Here is a 19,435-nt window from a genome sequence, read left to right on the forward strand (position 1 = left end):
CAGAAGATGTCCGGCTTACCCGGCATCCTCAAGAACGACATCGCTCGCACAGGGTCGGGAGGCCGGACATGTCACAGCCGCTGAAGGACAAGGTCGCACTGGTCGCCGGGGCGACACGGGGAGCCGGACGCGGCATCGCCGTGGAACTCGGGGCAGCCGGAGCCACCGTCTACGTGACGGGACGCAGCACGCGCACCCGCCGATCCGAGTACGACCGCCCCGAGACCATCGAGGACACCGCCGACCTGGTCACCGAGGCCGGCGGCCACGGCATCGCCGTACCCACCGACCACCTCGACCCGGCCCGGGTCCGCGCCCTCGTCGACCGCGTCGCGGACGAACAGGGCCGGCTCGATGTCCTCGTCAACGACATCTGGGGCGGCGAGAACCTCTTCGCCTGGGACAGTCCCGTCTGGGAGCACGACCTCGACAAGGGCCTGCGGCTGCTGCGGCTCGCGGTCGAGACGCACGCGATCACCAACCACCACGCCCTGCCCCTGCTCCTGCGCCACCCCGGCGGACTGGTGGTGGAGATGACCGACGGCACCGAGGAGTACAACCGCGACCACTACCGCACCTCCTTCTTCTACGACCTTGCCAAGGCGTCCGTCCTGCGCATGGCCTTCTCCCTCGGCCACGAACTCGGACCGCGCGGCGCCACCGCCGTCGCGCTGACCCCGGGCTGGCTGCGCTCGGAGATGATGCTGGAGCACTTCGGCGTGCGCGAGGACAACTGGCGCGACGCCCTCGACCGCGTCCCGCACTTCGCCATCTCCGAGACCCCGCGCTATGTGGGGCGCGCCGTCGCCGCACTCGCCGCCGACGCGGATGTGGCCCGCTGGAACGGCGAGTCCCTCTCCAGCGGACAGCTCGCACAGCACTACGGCTTCACGGACCTCGACGGCAGCCGCCCCGACGCCTGGCGCTACCTCGTCGAGGTCCAGGACGCGGGGAAGCCGGCGGACACCACAAACTACCGCTGAGGCGGCACCGGGCCGGCCGCGCCGATCGGCCAGCGCGCGGAGTGGCCCGGCGGGAGGCCGAGGTCCTCGCGCACCGCCGTGTAGTAGCCCTCACGCCCGGCGCGCTGCCGCTCCAGCAGCGCGTGCCAGGCCTCCCGGTCCTGACCGCCGTCGTGGACGAACCGCTCCATCTCCATCACCGTCACCACCCAGGCCCGTGCCTTCTCCACCACGGCGACGCTCCCCAGCATGATCAGCGCCTCACCCGTGGGATCCCGCTCGTCGTTCGCCTCGGCCAGCAGCGGCCGGGCCTCCTCGGGGGTGAGGGGATGCGGATGCGTTCCGTGGCCGTTCGTGGCGGCGACCCGGTAGGCCACGGTGACCGTCTTCTTCACCGACCGCGCGTAGTCGGCATACACGGCGAGCCGCCGCTCCTCCCAACGCGCCGCCTGCTCCCGCCGAAACCTCATCTGATCGCCCCGCACGACCACCAGATACGAACCGATGGCGCCGATCACGACGCCGACGAGCGCGGGGAGTTGCTGCATGAACACCGACATGAGCGCACGCTATCTGCCCGGATGATCGTCTCGGTACTACGGTTCGGCCCATGACGGACACCACGCGCTTCGCGGGTCACGGGGTTCTGATCACCGGCGCGGCCCGAGGCATCGGCGCCGCCACCCGCACGCCGTCTCGCCGAGGAGGGCGCGCGTGTCCTGGTGACCGACAGGGACGCACCCGAGGCCGAGAGGACAGCGGCGGAGCTACGGCGACGAGGGTTCCAGGCAGAGGCGCGGGCGTGCGACGTCGCCGACCGCGACTCCGTCGAGGCGGCCGTCGCCCATGCCGTGGATGTCCTCGGCTCGCTCGACGTCCTGGTCAACAGTGCCGCCTCCTGCACCCCCGACACCCCACTCTTCGAGGACGCCCCGGACGACGCATGGGCCCGCGACCTCGACATCACCCTGACCGGCCCCTACCGCTGCTGCCGCGCCGCGCTCCCGCACCTGGCCGCCACCGGTCGCGGCGCCATCGTGAACGTCGGCTCCGTCAACGGCCTCCAGGACTTCGGCAACCATGCCTACAGCGCCGCCAAGGCCGGCCTCGGCTCCCTCACCCGCACACTCGCCGGCCACGCGGCAGCCCGAGGAGTCCGCGTCAACCTGGTGGCGCCGGGCACGGTGCGCACCTCCGCCTGGGAGGGACGGGACGCCGACCTGGACGCGGTCCGCGCGCTGTACCCCCTCGGCCGGGTCGGCGAACCGGAGGACATCGCCGCCGCGGTCGCCTTCCTGGCCTCCCGCGACGCGGCCTGGATCACCGGCACGACGCTCACCGTCGACGGTGGCCTCACCGCGGTGAACACCGGGTTCCGGGCAGCGATCCGTCACCCTGGCGACGCCTGAGGCTGCCGTCACATCGAGAGGCGACCGTCACATCGAGTGAGCCCCGCCTGCCCGGCCCTCCCGCCTGCCGGAATTTCACCGTTCGGTCACAGACCGCACGGGACCACAACCGAGACCCCCACCCGCCGGTCTACCAGGCAGAAGTCCAGAGCCGCACGTAACGAAAGGGCACGGCCATGGGGGACATACGCAGACGGCGCGCCGTCGCACTCGGCATCACCGGCGGACTCGTCGCACCGCTCACGCTCACGCTCGCCGCCGCGCCGGCACAGGCGGCCCCGAGCTGCACGACCCAGACCGGCCCCTATCAGAAGCAGGTCGAGAAGTTCCTCGGCCGACCGGTCGACGGCAAGCAGTCCGCCGCCGACTGCAAGGCCATCCAGGCCTTCCAGACCAAGCACGGCATCTACCCGAACGCCGGCTACGCGGGGCCCGTCACCTGGGGCGTGATGGACCTCATGAACAAGCAGAAGGCCGTCGGCAACAACCCCAACAAGGACGGCAAGTGCCCCGTCAACAAGGGACGCATCGCCTGCGTGAACCTCACGCTCCAGCTGAGCTGGATCCAGGACGGCAAGAAGCTGGTCTACGGCCCCGTACCGGTCCGCACCGGCCGTAACGGCTACGAGACGCGCACCGGCCTGAAGAAGATCTACTGGCGCAACATCGACCACGTGTCGAGCATCTACAACGTGCCCATGCCCTACGCCCAGTTCTTCGACGGCGGCCAGGCCTTCCACTCGGTCGGCGTCAGCATGTGGAACCCGCCGGGCTCGCACGGCTGCGTCAACATGACCAGGACCGACGCGAAGAAGTACTGGTCGCTGTTGAAGAACGGCGACGACGTCTACGTGTACGGCCGCAAGCCGGGCACCTGACACACGCAGGCACCCGGCTCGCGAGAGAACGGGGGAGACGGGGGAAACGTCACGCCTCGGGTGCGTCCCCGAAGTCCGGGATCTCCAGCCTGACCCCGCCCTGCCGCGCGGACTCGTGCGCGATGATGCCCGGCAGGGTGTAGCGGGCCGCCACCCACGCGTTCACGGACGGCAGGGTGCGGGTGTTGACCGCGGTCACGAAGTCGTCGACCAGGAAGTGGTGGCTGCCCTCGTGGCCGTTGTGCAGGTTGTCGAACTCCCTCGGCAGCCGCGAACGGTCGTGCACGGGTGCCGAACCCGAGGTGAATGCGGCCCGCAGCTCCGGAGCGATGTGCTGGAGTGACGGATCGTCAGGAGACAGGGTGGGCTTGGGCTCCAGCAGCTCGCTGATGTCCTTCACACCCTTCTTGTCCTGCCACAGGGCCACAGTGGCGAGCTGTTCCATGCTCGCCTCGGTGCCGAAGAACCGGAAACGAGACTCCCGTATGTGGGAGGGATAGCCGACCCGCCGGAACTCGTTCGTACGGAACGAGCCGCCGCCCGCGACCTCGAACAGCGCGGTCGCGTTGGACACGTCGTTGTCGAACTGGCTGACCGACCTGTCGAAGACACCGTCGCCCCGGTCGTCGACGACACCGATCGCCGACACGCTCACGGCATGCGTCTGCCAGGCCCCGAGCACCCCGCCCACCGAGTGTGTCGGGTACAGCAGCGGGGGATAGGAGGCGGTCGCCTTCCAGCCCTCGCCGCCGCTGTACTGGTACGCCTCGTAGAACCCGAGATCCATGTCGTGGACGTAGTCGCCCTCGGCGTAGAAGAGCCGTCCGAAGGCGCCCTCGGCGATCTGGTTGCGGGCGTGCACCGTCGCCGGGTTGTACTGGCTGGTCTCGCCCATCATGTACGTCAGACCGGTCGCCTTGACCGCGTCGATGATCGCCGCGATCTCCTCCGTGGTGATCGCCATGGGGACGGCGGAGTAGACGTGCTTGCCGGCGTTCAGACCCTGGAGCACCAGCGGGCCGTGCGTCCAGCGCTGGGTGAAGACGGCGACCGCGTCCACGGCCTTCGACTCCAGCATGGCCTCGTACGACGGGAACGTACCGGCCAGTCCCTGTGCGTCGGCGAGCTGCTCGGCCCGCTCGGGCAGCAGATCGGTGACGTACACGTCGCCGACACCGGGGTGGGCCTGGAACAGCGTGGCGAACTGGCCGGAGAACTGGCCGGCGCCGACGATGCCGAGGGAGAACGTCATGAAGTGTGTGCCTTTCACTGGCCGAGGATGAGGTTGATCTGGTCGTTGGTCTTGGTCAGGCCGCTCACCGGGGCGTCGTTGGCGTAGACGTCCTGCATCGCGGGGCGCATCAGGGAGTACACGTCCGCCGCGTAGTCGGTGATCGGGAAGGAGAAGGTGGTGGAGTTCTTCTCGTCGGTGACCGGTTCGGTGAAGGCGGACACGTCGATGCCCTTCTTCTTGTACGCGGCCACCGCCGCGTCCGTGCCGTCAGGGGTGGCGGGGAAGACGATGCCGTAGCCGCCGACGGTCTTCTGGCACTCGTTCGAGGCCAGGTACCGCACCCATTTCTTCGCGCCCTCCTTGTTGCGGGCGTTCTTGGTGATGGAGTCGGCGAGGCCGTTCATCATGGTGGCCCGCTTGCCGGTCGGGCCGATCGGCGTCGGTGCGGTGCCCACCTCCAGGCCCTTGGTGCCGTAGTAGGTGGAGATCATCCAGGCGCCGTCGAAGGCGGTGGCCGCCTTGCCGGAGGCGACCTGGGCGTTGGCCGGGTTGGCGCCGTCGGTGTAGTCGGTGAAGGGCGCGAGATAGCCCTTCTTCGCCAGGCCGAAGTACCAGTCGACCACCGACTGGAAGGTCTCGCTGTCGTACTGGTACTTGGTGCCCCAGCGCGCCTTGTCGGTGTAGTTCCAGCCGGCCGAGGCGGCGAACGGGCTCCAGGTGGTCTGGCCGTCGCCGTCGCCCGCGCCGCCCGTCGCCATCCCGTACACCTTGACGTTGTTCTTGTCGAAGCCCTCCTCGTCCCCGCGCTTTCCGTTCTTGTCGACGGTCAGATGCGCGATGACCTTCTCGAAGGTGCCGCCGTCCTTCGGGTTCCAGGAGAGGGAGTTGAGCTCCTCGGCGGTGAGCCCGGCCTCCTTCACCATCTTCCGGTTGTAGAAGAGGGCGACCGTGTCCCAGTCCTTGGGCGCGCCGTAGCGGTGGCCGTCCTGGCCCGTCCAGTTGGCGCCGAGCCCCGCCTGGTAGGCGGAGTTGTCGATGCCCAGGTCGTCCAGCGGTTCGAGCACCTGCAGATCGGCGAACTGACCGAACTTCTGGATGTGGTCGGTGAAGACGTCCGGCTCGGTGCCCGCGATGAAGCTCGCGGTGAGCTTGGTCCAGTAGTCGGCCCAGCCCAGCTGGGTGATCTTCACCTTCAGGCCCGGGTTCTGCTTCTCGAAGCCCTTCGCACAGGCCTGGTACGCGGGCAGCTGGTTGGCGTCCCACAGCCAGTAGGTCACCGTGTTGCTGCCCGATCCGGCGGCACCGCCCTGCGCGCAGCCCGTGGCCAGGGACAACGTCAGCGCCCCGCTCAGCGCACCTGTGCGCGCGGCGATCGTACGCATCCGAACTCGCATCCCCGTCCCCTTACTTGATCCCGGTGAAGCTGATGGAGCTGACGATGCGGCGTGCGAAACAGGCGAACAGCACGAGCATCGGGAGGGCGGCGATCAGGGTGGCCGCCATCAGGCCGGACCAGTCGTAGCCGGTCTGCGGGGTCTGCGCCCGGAAGATGGCCAGCGCCACGGTGAGCACGCGCGAACTGTCGCTGTAGGACACCATCAGCGGCCAGAAGTAGTCGTTCCAGGCGGTGATGTACGTCAGCAGCCCGAGCGTGAGGATCGGCGTGGACGCCATCGGCAGCATCACCCGGAAGAAGATCCGGATCTTCCCCGCCCCGTCCAGCAGGGCGGCCTCCTCCACCTCCCGGGGCACGTTCATGAAGAACTGGCGCAGGAAGAACACCGCGAACGGCGTCATGAACATCGTCGGCAGTGCCACGCCCAACAGGCTGTCCACCAGGCCGAGTTGCTTGATCAGGACGAAGTTGGGCAGCAGCGTGAAGATCGCCGGCACCATCAGCCCGGCCAGGAACAGCCCGAACACCTTCTCCCGCCCGCGCCAGCGCAGCCGGGCGAACGCGTACGCCGCCATGGCGGAGAAGAAGATCTGGCAGACGGTGACCAGCGTCGAGACGATCACCGAGTTGATCAGATAGCGCCAGAACCTGAGTCCGCCGCCCGAGCCGCCCTGGGCGATCGCCTCCTCGGTCGACTGCAGGCCGAGTGCCCGCTCGAAGCCTCCGGTCGTCGGATCGACCGGCAGCGCGTCGCCGGGATGGGCGGCGAGCGCCGTGTTCGAGGACAGCGCGGTGCGCAGGATCCAGTAGAACGGCAGCAGTGTGATGAGCACGATGGCGGCCATCGCCGCCCAGGCCGCGATCCGGCCGGGGGAGAGCCTGCGGCGCTGTGTGCGCCGTACGTTCGGCACCTTCGTCGTTGTCACTGTCACGGCAGCCATGTCGGTCGCTCCCTTCCTCAGCCGAGGTCGCTCCGGCCGGCCCGGGTGAGCCGGTACTGCAGGACGGTGATCGCGCTCAGTACCACCAGCAGGGCCACCGACATCGCCGAGGCGTACCCGAACTGGAAGCGGCCGAAGGCGGCGCCGTAGATGTAGTACTGCAGGACGTTGGTGGCGTTCGCCGGTCCGCCCGCGGTCGTCACCGCGACCGTGTCGAACACCTGGAACGAACCGATCACCGTCATGATCAGAACGACCGCCAGGACGGGCCTGAGCAGCGGCATGGTGATCCGCCAGAACATCCGCCACTCGCTCGCGCCGTCCACCTTCGCGGCCTCGTACATGTCGTTGGGGATGGCCATGAGCCCCGCGAACAGCAGCAGCGCGGTGTATCCGACATGCCGCCACACGTTGATCAGGGCGATCGTCGGGATCGCCCAGGTCTCGTCCGCCAGGAACGGGATCCGGTCGAAGCCGAGACCCGCGATGATCTCGTTGCCTATGCCGAGCTGGGTGTCCAGAATCCAGAGCCAGACGATGCCCGCGACGACGTTGGACATCAGGTACGGCGTGAGCACGATCCCGCGCAGCACCGTCGACTGCGTCAGCCGCTGCAGCAGCACCGCGATGGCGAGCGCCGACACGGTCTGCACCCCGATGTTGATGACCACGTACTCGACGGTCACCACCAGCGAGTCCCAGAAGATCGGGTCGTTGACCATCCGCACGTAGTTGTCCAGGCCCACCCACTGCGCCGGTGTGAGCAGGTTGAAGCGGGTGAAGCTCAGGTAGATGCCCCGCAGCGTCGGCCAGAGGAGAAAGACGGCGAAGCCCAGCAGCGCCGGGGCGATGAACACCGCGGCGAGCCGCCCGTCTCCCTGGTTCTCGCGGGTCGGCGCCCGCCGTGTCCGCTGCTTCGTCCCTGCCCCCTCGGCGCCGCCCAGCGGCAGACGCGACGGAGGGCTGCTGGAGGCGATGGTCATCGGGAGACTCCCTCGTCTGCGGCTCGTCCTCGGCCACTTACTTTTGTGGCGGAAGAATCCATGCGTCAAGAGGTGCGTCAACATCTTCTGTACGGCGGGTATGTCGCCCTACACTGGCCTGGTTGATTTCGCGGGGAAAGAAATCCTGCGGGGGAAGATCATGTGGGAGTCTGACGACCATGAACCCAGTAGCCGCCAGCTGGCTTCCTCTCAGCCCCGGTGAACGCTCGGTCGCGATCGAGGTGCTCCTCGGTGGCCCCCTCTCGCGCACCGAACTCGCCCGGCGGCTCAACCTGTCCGCGGGCAGCCTCACCCGGCTGACCAAGCCGCTGATCGAGTCGGGCCTCCTCGTCGAGGTCCCGGAGGCGGGCGCTCCCGCGGAGGTGCGTCAGGGGCGTCCCTCCCAGCCGCTGGACGTCGTCGCCGAGTCCCGTTCCTTCGTCGGGTTCAAGATCACCGAGGACATGGTCTACGGCGTGGTGACCACGCTCAGGAGCGAGATCGTCGCCCGCCATGACCGCCCCCTGATCACTCACGACCCCGCAGAAGTCGTGGATCTGCTGGGGGAGATGACCGAGGAACTCGCCGCCGGTCATCCCCGGCTCGCGGGCATCGGCATCGGTGTGGGCGGTCTCGTCGAGGAACGTGCCGTGGTCGGGGAGTCCCCGTTCCTGCACTGGAGCGACGTCCCGCTCGCCGAGCTGGTCGAGGAGCGCACGGGGCTGCCGGTCGTCGTGGAGAACGACGTGGCCGCCCTCGTCGAGGCGGAGGCCTGGTTCGGGGCCGGGCGCGGCCTCGACCGTTTCGTCGTCCTCACCATCGGCGCCGGCATCGGCTACGGACTGGTGCTGGGCGGCAGGCGGGTGCCGTACGCCGAGGAGGACCGCGGCTTCGGGCGGCACTGGATCGTGAACCCCAACGGGCCGCTCACCCCCGATGGTGCGCGGGGCAGTGCCGTCTCGCTGCTGACCATCCCCAACATCCGCTACCAGGTGCAGGCCGCCACCGGCCGGGACCGGACGTACGAGGAGATCCTGGAGCTCGCCGCGGCGGGTGAGGCGATGCCCGCCCGGGTCATCGAGGAGGCGGCCCGCGCGCTCGGCACGCTGGTCGCGCAGATCGGCAACTTCGTGCTGCCGCAGAAGATATTGCTCGCCGGGGAGGGGGTGGGCCTCATGGACGTCGCCGGCAAGACCGTGACGGAGACCATCCGCGCCCACCGGCACCCGCTCGCGGCGCCGATCGACCTGGAGACCAAGGTGTCCGACTTTCACGACTGGGCGCGTGGTGCCGCCGTGCTGGCGATCCAGGTGCTCGTGCTGGGAGCGGCGGATGCCTGAACTCGGCCGTGTGTATGGACAGATGGACGTGATCAGCAACACGGTCCGATATGTCCGCATTGAGTGTTCTTACTCACAGCGCCTTCACCTCCGGCGCCGTATGCTTCACAACATGTCCACCACTGTTGAATTCGCCTCCGAGCGATCGGCTGACGAGGTCAACGAGGAGATCCGGGCGCTGTGGCGCCGGTCGGGCGGGACACTGAGCGTCGAGCAGCGCGAGGAGTACCAGCGCCTCGTCCTGGAGTGGGCCGCAGCGGCCCCCCAGCAGGAGAAGGCGGCCTGAGCACTCGCCTCGGCCCGCTCCCGCACACCCTCCTCGACACGCCTGGCCACGCATCGGAAGACCCTGCCGGGGCACTCCCGTCCCGATGGGTGCCCTTCTCGCTCTGACCTCGGCCGTCATCTACGGAGTCGTGGACTTCGCCGGCGGCATCCTGTCCCGGCGCGCCCACTTCGCCGCCGTCACCGTCCTCGGCCAGCTCGGCGGCCTGCTCCTGGCCACCACGGCCGCCCTCCTCGTACCCGCCCCCGCCGTCCGCCCCACCGATCTGCTCTGGGGTGCCCTGTCCGGCGTCGGCAGCGGGGCGGCGATGCACTTCCTCAACCGGGGGCTGAGCCACGGCGCCATGAGCACCGTCGTCCCCGTGAGCGCGGTCACCTCCGTCTCCCTGTCCGTGCTGTGCGGGGTGCTGCTGCTCGGTGACCGGCCAGGGGCTCTCGCCTGGGCCGGCTTCGTGGTCACCGTGCCCGCCCTCTGGCTCGTCGCGGACGACCGCGGCGCCCTGCCCGGATCGGTGGCCTCGGGCGGTGTCACCGACGGTCTGCTCGCCAGTGCCGGGGTGGCCGTGCAGTATCTCGCGCTCGGCCAGGCCGCGGCGGCGAGCGGACTGTGGCCGGTCGCGGCGGGCCGCGTCGCCGCCGTACTGGTACTGCTGCCGGTCGCCGTTTGGCACGGACGGGAGATGAGGCTGCCGACGCGGGACCGTACCCAGGCGCTGCTGATCGGAGCGGGAGCGGCGCTCGGACTCATCCTCTACCTGCTCGCCACGCAGCAACAGTTGCTGGCCGTCGCCGTCGTCCTCGCCTCCCTCTACCCGGCGCTCCCCGTGGTCCTGGGATTCGTCCTCCTCCACGAACCCCTCACCAGGCGACGCGCGATCGGGCTCATCGGCGCGGCGGCGGCCACCGTCCTGCTGACCCTGGGCTGACGGACGGCCCGGTCACCCCCAGGTCGCCGAGTAGTAGCGCCGGTACGCCTTGCGGTCCTGTTCCGCCCGGATGAACCGGGTCGCCACCAGCGCGACCAGGCTGCCCGCGACGACCAGCAGACCGGGACCGACGTTCTTCGGGTCCGCGAGGCGGGACAGCAGCGTCGAGGCGTCCGTGCCGCCCACCGAGGCCGACGAGCCGGGCGACGCGTCACCGGGGGCGACCGCACTCTGCGTCGGAGGCGCGGACGGCGCCGGCGAGGCGCCCTGGCCCGCACCGTTCTGCGCCGCCACGATCAGCTTGACGTCCAGCGCCTCGAGCGCCTTCGTCACCGGCTGGAAGAACGTCGTACCGCCCGCGTTGCAGTCGCCACTGCCGCCCGACGTCACGCCCAGGGCGATCCCCTCGGAGAACATCGGACCGCCGCTGTCCCCGGGTTCGGCGCACACGTTCGTCTCGATCAGCCCCGTGACCGTCCCCTCCGGGTAGTTGACGGTCGCGTTGACCCCGGTCACCTCGCCGTCGCGCAGCCCGCTCGTGCTGCCGCTGCGGAACACCCGCTGCCCGACCGCGGGATCCGCGGCGCCGGTGATCCGCACGCCCTTGCCGTCGCCGATGGACACGACGTCGGCACCGGCGCCCGCGTCACCGCTCGCGTACTCCACGAGGGAGAAGTCACCGCCGGGGAAGTTCTGCTGGACCGTCGGCCCGATCTGCTGGTTGCCCCGGTTGTCGGCGAACCACACCGAGCCGTTCGGCCCGCAGTGCCCGGCGGTGAGAATGAAGTCGCGCCGGCCGTCGGTGACGTTGAAGCCCGCCGAACAGCGGCCGGCGGTCGACAGCAGCGGCAGCGCGCCGTTCAGCCGCGTCGTGAACGTGCCCTCGGTGCGCTCCATGCGCACGAAGCCGCCGATGTCGCCCGCGACCTCGGTCATCCGGGACCAGTCGGCGGCGGAGACGGTGCTGTCACCCCGTACGACCACCTCGTTGGACCGGTAGTCCATGACCCACGCCGTGCCCGCCACCCGCGGCGCCGAACGCAGCGTCGACGTCGCCGACTTCAGCTCGTCCATGCTGTGGTCGACCATCTTCGCCTCGGCACCGGCCTTGCGTACCTCGGCGGCCGCCGCCTCGTCGGTGACCGCGACGACCGGCTTCCCGTCGGCGTTGATCCAACTGCCCGCCGTACGGGACGTGCCCAGACCGGACACGAGATCGCTGCCGGTGTCGGCGGCCGACGCGGCGTAGGTGCGCGGGACGGCGGAGGCGTCCGGTGGTTCGCTCGCCACGGCGCGTGTGACCATCGTTCCTCCGAGGAGGAGTCCGCCGACCGCCGCCAGCCGTGTCACTCGCCGGACGAGACGTCGTCGTGCGTGCCTCATGCAGGGCTCCCGAACCAGTACAGCGCGGCGTCAACGCCGCGGGGCCCTCCCGTAGTTGAGCACCCTCTCTCCATACGTGGCGCGGCCCGCCCGTGTTCACCGCACAGGTGATCCCTCTTGGTCCGGTGTCCGCCCGAGCACGGCCCAGCTGCGCTCGTCGCCCCAGACGGACGCCGGATCCACATACGGACGCAGCAGCGCGGTCAGCGCCGGATCGCCGCGTCCGTTCAGCTCGTCGGAGGCGAGCTTGCGGGCGATCCCCGCGAGGAAGTCGGCGAGCTGCACCCGCGGATCGAGCCGCGAGTGCACCAGCCGCAGCCCGCCGAAGCCGACACCGGCCCGCCGGGCCGTTTCCCCGATCCAGGCGACGCGTTCCGGCGTCAGCATGTTCTGCCGGTCGTGGACCAGACACACCGACTGTCCGCCGGCACTCCACAGCGCGGCCGTATTCACAATGGCGGGCAACAAGGGGTTGAGGACGGGAATGAGCGGCGGCCCGTCCAGCAGCCGCGCCCGATAGGAATCCGCCAGTGGCCGCGCGGCCGCGAGCAGTTTCAGTGTTCCGGCCACATCCGCACGGCCGTCCGCGCACCGCAGTGCCCGTACCGCGCGGAAGAATCCCTCGACGGGTTCCTGCGCCGCACCGTCGTTGCGGACTCTCAGCAACTGGTTGGCCGCCGCCAGGAATTCCCGCCAGGGCTCTTCGCCGAAATCCCGCCGTCCCGCCCGGTACAGGCCGAGCGCCGCGCCGGCGTCGCCCAGCAGCAGGCCGACGGCCCGGTCCACGACGAAGTAGGCCTTCTCGATCAGATGCACCCGGGCGTTCCCATGGATCGGACCGGTGGGCGCGAGCAACCATTCCAGCACCGCCCGGTGTTTCTCCCGCAGCAGATGGTTCGCCTTGTACTCCTCGGCGGGCGAGCGAATACGGTCCCGGATCTCCCGCACATGGCCGGCGGCCGATTCCACGGGCAGCCGCACACTGGCGTGCGCGAACACATCGGTGTTCCCGCCGGTGAGATTCTCACCGTCCGATCCGGACTCGTCGCAGGCCACTTCCAGGAATCCGCCGCCCGTCACCGGCCATTCGCCGTCCTCGCCGTTCCCGGCCACCGCACAGCCCCCTATCTTGTGCCCCATGACCAGGATCCCGCACGAAACGGCCGGTGAACCAAACCCTTTTCGCGCCCTCACCCTCGACCGGCTGCGATGCCGCACGAGCATGAAATGGCGCGCCTACCCCGACGACGTGCTGCCGCTGTGGGTGGCCGAGATGGACGTACCGCTCGCCGAACCGGTCGTCCGTGCGCTCACCGACGCCCTCGACCTCGGCGACACCGGTTACCCGGCGGGCACCGGCTACGCGGAGGCGCTCGCCGGGTTCGCACAGAAGCGGTGGGGGTGGGACGGGCTCGCCGTGGAACGGACGGCGATCGTGCCCGACGTGATGCTCGGCGTGGTCGAGATGCTCAAGCTGGTCACCGGGCCGGGCGATTGCGTCGTGGTGAACTCACCCGTGTACCCGCCGTTCTACCAGTTCGTCGGGCACATGGACCGGCGGGTGGTCGAAGCCCCGCTGGGCCCGGACCTGCGCATCGACCTCGACACCCTGGATGAAACCTTTCGCCGGGTGACCGGGAGCGGCCGCCGCGCCGCCTTTCTGCTGTGCAGCCCCCACAACCCGACCGGCACCCTGCACACCGCGGCGGAACTGTCCGCCGTGGCCGCCCTCGCCGACCGCCACGGCGTGCGCGTCGTCGCCGACGAGATCCACGCACCGCTCACCGCCGGCGGCGTCGACTTCGTGCCGTACCTGAGCGTCCCGGGCGGCGAGAACGGGCTGTCAATGATGTCGGCGTCGAAGGCCTGGAACCTGGCCGGCCTCAAGGCGGCCCTCGCCGTCGCCGGACCCGCGGCCGCCGCCGACCTGGCCCGCCTGCCCGAGGAGGTCAGCCACGGGCCGAGCCACCTCGGCGTCATAGCCCACACCGCCGCCCTGCGCGACGCCACCGGCTGGCTCGACGCCGTGCTGGCAGGCCTCGACGAGAACCGGCGCCTGCTCGCGGACCTCCTCGCCGAACACCTCCCGGCGATCACCTACCGCCCCGGCGACGCCACCTACCTGGCCTGGCTCGACTGCCGCGCTCTCGGCCTCGACCAGGACCCCGCGGAGGTCTTCCTGCACCGCGGCCGGGTCGCGCTGAACTCGGGGATCCCGTTCGGGACGGGCGGCGCGGGCCATGTACGGCTGAACCTGGCGACGTCGCCCGAACTGATCACGGAGGCCGTACGGCGGATGGCCGTGGCCCTCCACTGACACGGCCCGCGTCGGGGCGCCGGACACGGCCGGGGCCGGGACCCGGCATCGCAGGGGCGGGCGACCCGACACGGCAGGGGTGGGGCGCCCCGATCGGCACCCCACCCCGCTGCCTAGACTTCCCGGCATGGACGACACGTCGCTGGACCGGCTCGGAGCGGGCAAGTACCTGCTCATCACCAGCTACCGCAAGAACGGCACCGGCGTGCCCACGCCGGTCTGGGTGGTCCGTGACGGGGACGCGCTGGGTGTGTGGACGGTCGCCGACTCCTGGAAGGTCAAGCGCGTCCGCGCCCGCGCCGACGTCCTGGTCGGCCCCTGTGACCTGCGCGGCAGGCCCACCGGCGAGCAGGTCCCCGCCACCGCCGAGATCTGCGACGAGGCGACCAGCGCCCGCTACCGCCGGCTCATCGCCCGCAAGTACGGGATCACCGGCCGCCTCACGCTCCTCGGCAGCCGACTGCGCCGCGGTGTCGACGGCACAGTCGGCATGCGCATCACCCTGACGAACTGACCCGGGGCATCGACGTCCGGTGCCGGGTCACGGGCCATGTCACGGGGAGTCCACCACCGTTCCCGTCACCACCGGCGCGCCGGGCAGCGGCTCACCGGCCTCGTCGGCCAGCTGGAGACGCATGGACTCGGCGGGCTCGGCCACCGTGTCCTTGAGCGTCGGCACCACCAGCTCCGTGCTCTTCTGCCCCGCCTCGACGGACGCCCACAGATAGAGACCGTTCACCTTGGACAGCGGGCGTTCCGGATCGGGGGACTCCCCGGTGTTCGCCAGCAGCCAGCGCGGGTCGACGTCCTTCGTCGACAGCTCCTGACCGTCGGTGACCGGCAGCAGCACGAACGATCCGCCGACCTCGACATCGGCCACGGCGGACAGCGACACCCGCCACTTCAGCGGCTGTCCCTCGGCCACCCGGTCCGCGATCGGGGTCACGGAGATCGAGGGCATCGGGTCGTCGTTCCGCGCGGTCACCCCGCCCCGGTGGGCGCCGACCACGGAGGTGCGGACCGCCTTCACGAACACGTCGTGCTGCAGGTCGTAGCCGTAACGGGTGTTGCCCTCGACCTTCACCGGTACGTCGATGTCGTGCGCGCCGGGCCGGACCGTCACCAGCCGGTCCGTGACCCTGCCCGTGACCGGGTCGGCGACGAACAGCCGTACCTGCCCGCTGCCCTGCCCCGAGACCCGGACCGGCACCCGGTAGGTCCGCACGCCCGAGGCCCCTTCCTCGACGGTCAGCCGGCCGATGTCGACGCGGGGCAGCCGTGCCTCGCGCACGACCGGCGTGCCCGGCCGCCAGGCCCAGGCGTCCATCAGCCAGGCCCGCCCGGACCGCGTGCGCGGCGTCAGCTCCAGGGACTTGACGTGCTTCAGGTCGAGCGCGGCGGCGTCGTCGGCCCCGATCGGCACCCGAACCTCACGGCCCCAGAACGAGGCGGTCCGTTCCGACCCCGGCAGCCCGTCGACCTTGACCCGGCCGAGGGTGCGGTGCCGTCCGGCGGTGTCGGTGACGGAGACGTCCAGCTGCGTTCCGGTGGTGTTGGGCGGCACGATGACGCGCAGCGCGAGCGCCTTCGCGCCCGCGAGGGACAGCGGTCGGTCGGGGCGCACCCGTGCGGGGGATCCCGCCGAGTTCCAGCTCAGCGCGACCGCGCGGCGGCCGGGCTCACGGTCGGTCTCCCAGCGCGCGAAGTGCGGTGAGGTCCCGGCCCTCTCCGAGGACAGGCAGGCCCTGGCCGCGGCGGGGTCCACCGCCGAGCACAGCCGGGCCCCGCTCACGGTGACCTTGGTGTCCGGCAGGAAGCCCGCGCCGCGGTTCGCGCCCACCGCGTGGGTCAGGACGTGCGCGGGATCGGCCGAGGGCGCCCGGCGGGCCGAGCCGTCGAGCAGCGGGCGGACCCGGTCGTCCCCGGCGACGAACAGCCGTGCCGCCGCCGCGATGTAGGTGGCGCCGGCCTTGTGCTGCTGGTCGGCGGTCAGCCGGGTCTTCGCGCCGGGGGAGCAGACCGGGTCGGGCTGCTCCTCGTCGTGCCAGAAGTCGTCGTCGGCGGGCGCCTCGGCCTGCCCCGGCGTCCATTCGCTGTTGAAGTAGTTGTGGTTGGCGCCGACCATGTACACGGCGCTGTGCAGCGCGGTGCCCCGGCTGACGTGCCGGGTCCCGTCGACGTACAGCTCGCCCTGCAGATCGGAGACATCGCCGTCACAGCCGGGCAGGATCGTCATCGACGGCACATCGGGGACCGGGTTCTGGCCGAAGATCGTCGGGCCGATCAGGACGTTGCCGCGAATGCGCCAGCGCACCGGGCCGTGATAGCCGTCCTGGGCCGCGGGCGGCGGGTAAAGGCTGTCCATCGCGGCCCGGTTGACGCCCTCGCCGCCCCGCGAGTGCCCCACCAGCAGCACCCGGGACAGATCGGCCTTCGGCGCCTTGCGTACGGCCGCCGGTGCCGTGCCCGGGTGGGCGGACCAGTCGGCCCAGCGGGCGAGGTGCTGCCGTACGAGCGAGGAACGGGCCTGGGCGCCGCCGTCCTCGGCCTGCCAGTCCTGGGCGTTGACGCCGTTGGCGGAGATCGACACCGTCACATAGCCCTGGGAGGCCAGGAGCCGCTGGTCGCGCAGATAACCCCGGTGGCTGGGCACCGGCTTGGCGCCGGCCGCGCAGGGCCAGTCGCCGCTGATCCCGCCCTGCGGTGTGTAGCAGGTGAAGTGGCGTCCGTGCAGGAAGAGGGCGAGCGGACGGCGGCCGTCGGCGTCCTTGGGCGCCACCACCACGGCCCGCATCTCGACCGGCTCGGCGAATCCGGGCAGCCGTACGGGGGCGAGGTCGTACTCGCCCGTCACGGTCCGGAAGGCGCCCGGCTTGCCGGGGTCGACCTGGTTGGCCGGCGGGCGCTGCGGGACGGGCACCGCCGCGCGAGCGCCGGAGGCGGGGACGGATGCGTCCAACCGGCGCCCGGCGGCACGCACTTGAAGGTCACGAACCGAGTCCAGGCGGACCCCGTCGAGGCCGAGCCGGAACGTGCGGCCGTCCTCGGCGGGGGCGGGACGGCCGAGCAGGCGGTCACCGGCGTAGAACTCGACCCGGGCGTCCCCCATCGGCACCCGCTCGTCGGACCGCCACACCAGCTTCCGGGCAGAGCCCTCACCCGTGATGGTCCAGTCCGGCGGAAGTTCATCACCGCCTTCGGCCGATCCCGCCGGCATTCCTGCATCGGACGCCCGTTGAGCCTGCGCCCACCCTGGCGACGCCCCCACGATCGCGAGCACCGCCACAGCGGTGACCCATATGCGCCGGGCACGAGTCACGTGCCCCTCCTTCCGTTCGCTCCGGGACGGTCGATCCCGGGCCTCACTCCGGGAGGACGGAAGGCGCTAGTTGTGCGTTGCCTGTGAAGAAAGCGAAAAGTGACGGGTGTTGGGGCGAACCAGGGTGGAAAGGCCACCCCGATGAGCCGAACTCCCCGTCACCGCGCGGCCGTTGTCGGCACCGGTCACCGCGCCCAGACCTTCACCCGGGCCCTCGCCGAACGCCCCGACCACCTGGTCGCAGCCCTCTGCGACCCGAGCCCCACCCGCATGGCCTTCCACAACCGGCTGCTGGCCGAGGCCGGCGCGCCCACGGCCACCCGGTGGGAGCCGGATCGCTTCACGGACATGCTGGCCGAGGAGGAGATCGACGAGGTAGTCGTCACGACGGTCGACGCCGAGCACGACCGGTACATCGTCCCCGCCCTCAGGGCCGGCTGCCGGGTGGTCACCGAGAAGCCGATGACCGTCGACGCGGACCGCTGCGCCCGCATCCTCGACACGGTCCGGGAGACCGGCAACTCCCTGACCGTCGCCTTCAACTACCGTTTCAACCCCGTGCACGAGAAGGTCCACGCCCTGCTCGCCGAAGGCGCCATCGGCGAGATCCTCTCTGTCCACTTCGAGTGGCTGCTGGACGTACGCCACGGCGCCGACTACTTCCGCCGCTGGCACCGGGAGAAGGACCGCAGCGGCGGCCTGATGGTGCACAAGTCCGGCCACCACTTCGACCTGGTCAACTGGTGGCTCGCGGACGAGCCGAGGGACGTCTTCGGCTATGGGCGGCTCGGCTTCTACGGCCGTGCGGCGGGCGAACGCCACGGGCTGCACCGGGACTACGACCGCGCCCACGGCGCCGACCGGGCCGCCGACGACCCCTTCGCCCTGACCTGGCGGCCGACGACACGCTGCGCGCCCTCTACCTCGACGCCGAGCGGGACGACGGGTACGTCCGCGACCGCAACGTCTTCGGCGGGCCCGTCACCATCGAGGACGACATGGCCGTCCTCGTGCGGTACGCCAAGGGAGCGACGATGACGTACCACCTCACCGCGTACTCCCCGTGGGAGGGCTACCGGGTGATGTTCAACGGCAGCGGCGGGCGCTTGGAGCTGGAGGTCGAGGAGAGCCGCTGGCAGCGGCCGACGACCCGGATCGGCTCCGCGAGCGGAGCCCGGCACGGGGACACGGCCGCCGAGCACGCGGGCGGCGCGCGGCTCACGCTGCGTCCGCTGTGGCGGCCTCCGGTGGACGTTCCGCTCGTGACCGCCCACGAGGCGCACGGCGGGGGAGACCCGCGCATGCTCGACGCCCTCTTCGGCCCTGTCGATCCCGCGCACTCGGCCGACCCGGGAACGGCCGCGCACCCCACGGCCACCGAACGCGACGGCGCGCTGGCCCTCGCCGTCGGGCTCGCCGCGAACCGGTGCTTCGAGACGGGACGGCCGGTCGCCGTACGGGAGTTGGTCCCGGGGCTGGGGGAGGCGTCAGGCGGTCAGCGGCAGGCGGCTCAGGTCCAGGCCCGGTAGGGCTCGTCGACCAGCTGGAACACCGGCTCGCCCCGGACCGGGTCCTTCGCCGTGGACAGCCGGACCCGGTCCCCGCTGTGGATGCCTATGGGCGGGCCCATGACCCGGCCGCGTACCACGAACCCCTCGGCCATCTCGACGAGCGACACATTGCGCGCGGCGGGCGTGTTGCGGTGCACCACGGTGGAGTGGCGGACCGTGCCCACGCCCTCGCTGCGCTCCGTGCGCAGCTCGCTGCCCTGGCAGACCGGGCACAGCAGCCGGTGGTACATGGCGGTGCCGCACCAGGTGCAGCGCTGGAAGAGCATGGCCTCCGTGTCCGGGGCCGCGGGGTCGAGGAGGCCGGCGGCGAAGCCGGTGGTCTGACGAACAACGCTGCCTGAGTGGTGGTACACGCTGGTCAACTCCCTGCGCTCGGCCGGAATCCCACGTGCTCGGGGCATCCGGGCACGCATGTGCGCGGCTCACTGTGCCACCGTGCACATCGGCAGCGTATGGCACTCAGTGCCAGACGTAAAGGCACTCCGTACCCT

Annotated in this window: 16 protein-coding genes and 2 pseudogenes; 9 read left to right on the forward strand and 9 right to left on the reverse strand. The window is 70.9% G+C overall.

The window, feature by feature from the left end:
• Positions 1–68 precede the first annotated feature (68 nt).
• A complete protein-coding gene (locus ACIBAG_RS30795; RefSeq protein WP_399109490.1) occupies positions 69–983 on the forward strand; it encodes an SDR family oxidoreductase in 915 nt (304 codons plus the stop codon).
• On the opposite strand, the gene ACIBAG_RS30800 is transcribed toward ACIBAG_RS30795, so the two are convergent.
• Complete coding sequence (locus ACIBAG_RS30800; RefSeq protein ID WP_399109492.1) at positions 974–1,522, reverse strand: hypothetical protein; 549 nt, start codon at positions 1,520–1,522, stop codon at positions 974–976. The genes ACIBAG_RS30795 and ACIBAG_RS30800 overlap by 10 nt on opposite strands.
• Before the next feature lie 50 nt (positions 1,523–1,572).
• Here ACIBAG_RS30800 and ACIBAG_RS30805 point away from each other — a divergent pair.
• Together ACIBAG_RS30805 and ACIBAG_RS30810 are read left to right on the forward strand one after the other, a co-directional pair.
• Positions 1,573–2,371 (forward strand): annotated as a pseudogene (locus ACIBAG_RS30805) (SDR family NAD(P)-dependent oxidoreductase).
• Positions 2,372–2,547: 176 nt separating this feature from the next.
• Positions 2,548–3,249 carry a L,D-transpeptidase family protein gene (locus ACIBAG_RS30810; protein WP_399109494.1) on the forward strand — a complete coding sequence of 234 codons (702 nt, stop codon included), beginning with the start codon at positions 2,548–2,550 and terminating at the stop codon, positions 3,247–3,249.
• Between the two features lie 49 nt (positions 3,250–3,298).
• Here ACIBAG_RS30810 and ACIBAG_RS30815 read toward each other — a convergent pair whose 3' ends face one another.
• From ACIBAG_RS30815 to ACIBAG_RS30830, 4 genes are read right to left on the reverse strand one after another with little or no spacing between them, the layout of a single operon-like run.
• Positions 3,299–4,501 carry a Gfo/Idh/MocA family protein gene (locus tag ACIBAG_RS30815; protein WP_399109839.1) on the reverse strand — a complete coding sequence of 401 codons (1,203 nt, stop codon included), beginning with the start codon at positions 4,499–4,501 and terminating at the stop codon, positions 3,299–3,301.
• A gap of 14 nt (positions 4,502–4,515) precedes the next feature.
• Positions 4,516–5,865 (reverse strand): ABC transporter substrate-binding protein, encoded by a 1,350-nt coding sequence (locus tag ACIBAG_RS30820; protein WP_399109496.1) that lies wholly within the window; start codon positions 5,863–5,865, stop codon positions 4,516–4,518.
• Positions 5,866–5,887: 22 nt separating this feature from the next.
• Positions 5,888–6,820 (reverse strand): carbohydrate ABC transporter permease, encoded by a 933-nt coding sequence (locus ACIBAG_RS30825; protein WP_399109499.1) that lies wholly within the window; start codon positions 6,818–6,820, stop codon positions 5,888–5,890.
• A gap of 17 nt (positions 6,821–6,837) precedes the next feature.
• Complete coding sequence (locus tag ACIBAG_RS30830; RefSeq protein ID WP_399109501.1) at positions 6,838–7,803, reverse strand: carbohydrate ABC transporter permease; 966 nt, start codon at positions 7,801–7,803, stop codon at positions 6,838–6,840.
• Between the two features lie 179 nt (positions 7,804–7,982).
• Here ACIBAG_RS30830 and ACIBAG_RS30835 point away from each other — a divergent pair, with 179 nt between their 5' ends.
• The 3 genes from ACIBAG_RS30835 (at position 7,983) to ACIBAG_RS30845 (ending at position 10,354) form a co-directional block, all read left to right on the forward strand.
• Positions 7,983–9,143: an ROK family protein gene (locus ACIBAG_RS30835; protein ID WP_399109503.1), complete on the forward strand. Its 1,161-nt coding sequence runs from the start codon at positions 7,983–7,985 to the stop codon at positions 9,141–9,143.
• A 100-nt stretch (positions 9,144–9,243) separates the two neighbouring features.
• Complete coding sequence (locus ACIBAG_RS30840; RefSeq protein ID WP_399109505.1) at positions 9,244–9,429, forward strand: hypothetical protein; 186 nt, start codon at positions 9,244–9,246, stop codon at positions 9,427–9,429.
• A gap of 85 nt (positions 9,430–9,514) precedes the next feature.
• Positions 9,515–10,354, forward strand: coding sequence for an EamA family transporter (locus ACIBAG_RS30845; RefSeq protein WP_399109507.1), 840 nt, complete (start codon positions 9,515–9,517; stop codon positions 10,352–10,354).
• A gap of 12 nt (positions 10,355–10,366) precedes the next feature.
• On the opposite strand, the gene ACIBAG_RS30850 is transcribed toward ACIBAG_RS30845, so the two are convergent.
• Both ACIBAG_RS30850 and ACIBAG_RS30855 read right to left on the reverse strand, forming a co-directional pair.
• The gene (locus tag ACIBAG_RS30850; protein ID WP_399109508.1) at positions 10,367–11,737 is read right to left on the reverse strand and encodes a S1 family peptidase; all 1,371 of its coding nucleotides are present in this window, start codon (positions 11,735–11,737) and stop codon (positions 10,367–10,369) included.
• A gap of 96 nt (positions 11,738–11,833) precedes the next feature.
• A complete protein-coding gene (locus ACIBAG_RS30855; RefSeq protein WP_399109840.1) occupies positions 11,834–12,850 on the reverse strand; it encodes a hypothetical protein in 1,017 nt (338 codons plus the stop codon).
• A 25-nt stretch (positions 12,851–12,875) separates the two neighbouring features.
• Here ACIBAG_RS30855 and ACIBAG_RS30860 point away from each other — a divergent pair, with 25 nt between their 5' ends.
• The gene (locus tag ACIBAG_RS30860) at positions 12,876–14,054 is read left to right on the forward strand and encodes a MalY/PatB family protein (protein ID WP_399109510.1); all 1,179 of its coding nucleotides are present in this window, start codon (positions 12,876–12,878) and stop codon (positions 14,052–14,054) included.
• Positions 14,055–14,181: 127 nt separating this feature from the next.
• On the forward strand, positions 14,182–14,568 hold the full coding sequence (locus ACIBAG_RS30865; protein ID WP_399109512.1) for a PPOX class F420-dependent oxidoreductase: 387 nt from the start codon (positions 14,182–14,184) through the stop codon (positions 14,566–14,568).
• Positions 14,569–14,607: 39 nt separating this feature from the next.
• Here ACIBAG_RS30865 and ACIBAG_RS30870 read toward each other — a convergent pair whose 3' ends face one another.
• Positions 14,608–17,271 (reverse strand): alpha/beta hydrolase family protein, encoded by a 2,664-nt coding sequence (locus ACIBAG_RS30870; protein ID WP_399109514.1) that lies wholly within the window; start codon positions 17,269–17,271, stop codon positions 14,608–14,610.
• A 243-nt stretch (positions 17,272–17,514) separates the two neighbouring features.
• On the opposite strand from ACIBAG_RS30870, the pseudogene ACIBAG_RS30875 reads away from it, so the two are divergent.
• Positions 17,515–18,902 (forward strand): annotated as a pseudogene (locus ACIBAG_RS30875) (Gfo/Idh/MocA family protein).
• On the opposite strand, the gene ACIBAG_RS30880 reads toward ACIBAG_RS30875, so the two are convergent.
• Positions 18,884–19,297 (reverse strand): Zn-ribbon domain-containing OB-fold protein, encoded by a 414-nt coding sequence (locus ACIBAG_RS30880; RefSeq protein WP_399109516.1) that lies wholly within the window; start codon positions 19,295–19,297, stop codon positions 18,884–18,886. The pseudogene ACIBAG_RS30875 and the gene ACIBAG_RS30880 sit on opposite strands and share 19 nt — an antisense overlap.
• Positions 19,298–19,435: the final 138 nt, after the last annotated feature.

Origin of the sequence: Streptomyces sp. NPDC051243, from assembly GCF_044455405.1 — a bacterium.
GTDB lineage: Bacteria > Actinomycetota > Actinomycetes > Streptomycetales > Streptomycetaceae > Streptomyces.

What these genes read in the sequence shown, in the direction of transcription:
- ACIBAG_RS30800 (WP_399109492.1), bottom strand. Translation starts at nt 1,522, where the DNA reads ATGTCGGTGTTCATGCAGCAACTCCCCGCGCTCGTCGGCGTCGTGATC.
- ACIBAG_RS30870 (WP_399109514.1), bottom strand. Translation starts at nt 17,271, where the DNA reads ATGCCGGCGGGATCGGCCGAAGGCGGTGATGAACTTCCGCCGGACTGG.
- ACIBAG_RS30865 (WP_399109512.1), top strand. Translation starts at nt 14,182, where the DNA reads ATGGACGACACGTCGCTGGACCGGCTCGGAGCGGGCAAGTACCTGCTC.
- ACIBAG_RS30840 (WP_399109505.1), top strand. Translation starts at nt 9,244, where the DNA reads ATGCTTCACAACATGTCCACCACTGTTGAATTCGCCTCCGAGCGATCG.
- ACIBAG_RS30850 (WP_399109508.1), bottom strand. Translation starts at nt 11,737, where the DNA reads ATGAGGCACGCACGACGACGTCTCGTCCGGCGAGTGACACGGCTGGCG.
- ACIBAG_RS30835 (WP_399109503.1), top strand. Translation starts at nt 7,983, where the DNA reads ATGAACCCAGTAGCCGCCAGCTGGCTTCCTCTCAGCCCCGGTGAACGC.
- ACIBAG_RS30810 (WP_399109494.1), top strand. Translation starts at nt 2,548, where the DNA reads ATGGGGGACATACGCAGACGGCGCGCCGTCGCACTCGGCATCACCGGC.
- ACIBAG_RS30860 (WP_399109510.1), top strand. Translation starts at nt 12,876, where the DNA reads ATGACCAGGATCCCGCACGAAACGGCCGGTGAACCAAACCCTTTTCGC.
- ACIBAG_RS30830 (WP_399109501.1), bottom strand. Translation starts at nt 7,803, where the DNA reads ATGACCATCGCCTCCAGCAGCCCTCCGTCGCGTCTGCCGCTGGGCGGC.
- ACIBAG_RS30815 (WP_399109839.1), bottom strand. Translation starts at nt 4,501, where the DNA reads ATGACGTTCTCCCTCGGCATCGTCGGCGCCGGCCAGTTCTCCGGCCAG.
- ACIBAG_RS30825 (WP_399109499.1), bottom strand. Translation starts at nt 6,820, where the DNA reads ATGGCTGCCGTGACAGTGACAACGACGAAGGTGCCGAACGTACGGCGC.
- ACIBAG_RS30795 (WP_399109490.1), top strand. Translation starts at nt 69, where the DNA reads ATGTCACAGCCGCTGAAGGACAAGGTCGCACTGGTCGCCGGGGCGACA.
- ACIBAG_RS30820 (WP_399109496.1), bottom strand. Translation starts at nt 5,865, where the DNA reads ATGCGTACGATCGCCGCGCGCACAGGTGCGCTGAGCGGGGCGCTGACG.
- ACIBAG_RS30845 (WP_399109507.1), top strand. Translation starts at nt 9,515, where the DNA reads ATGGGTGCCCTTCTCGCTCTGACCTCGGCCGTCATCTACGGAGTCGTG.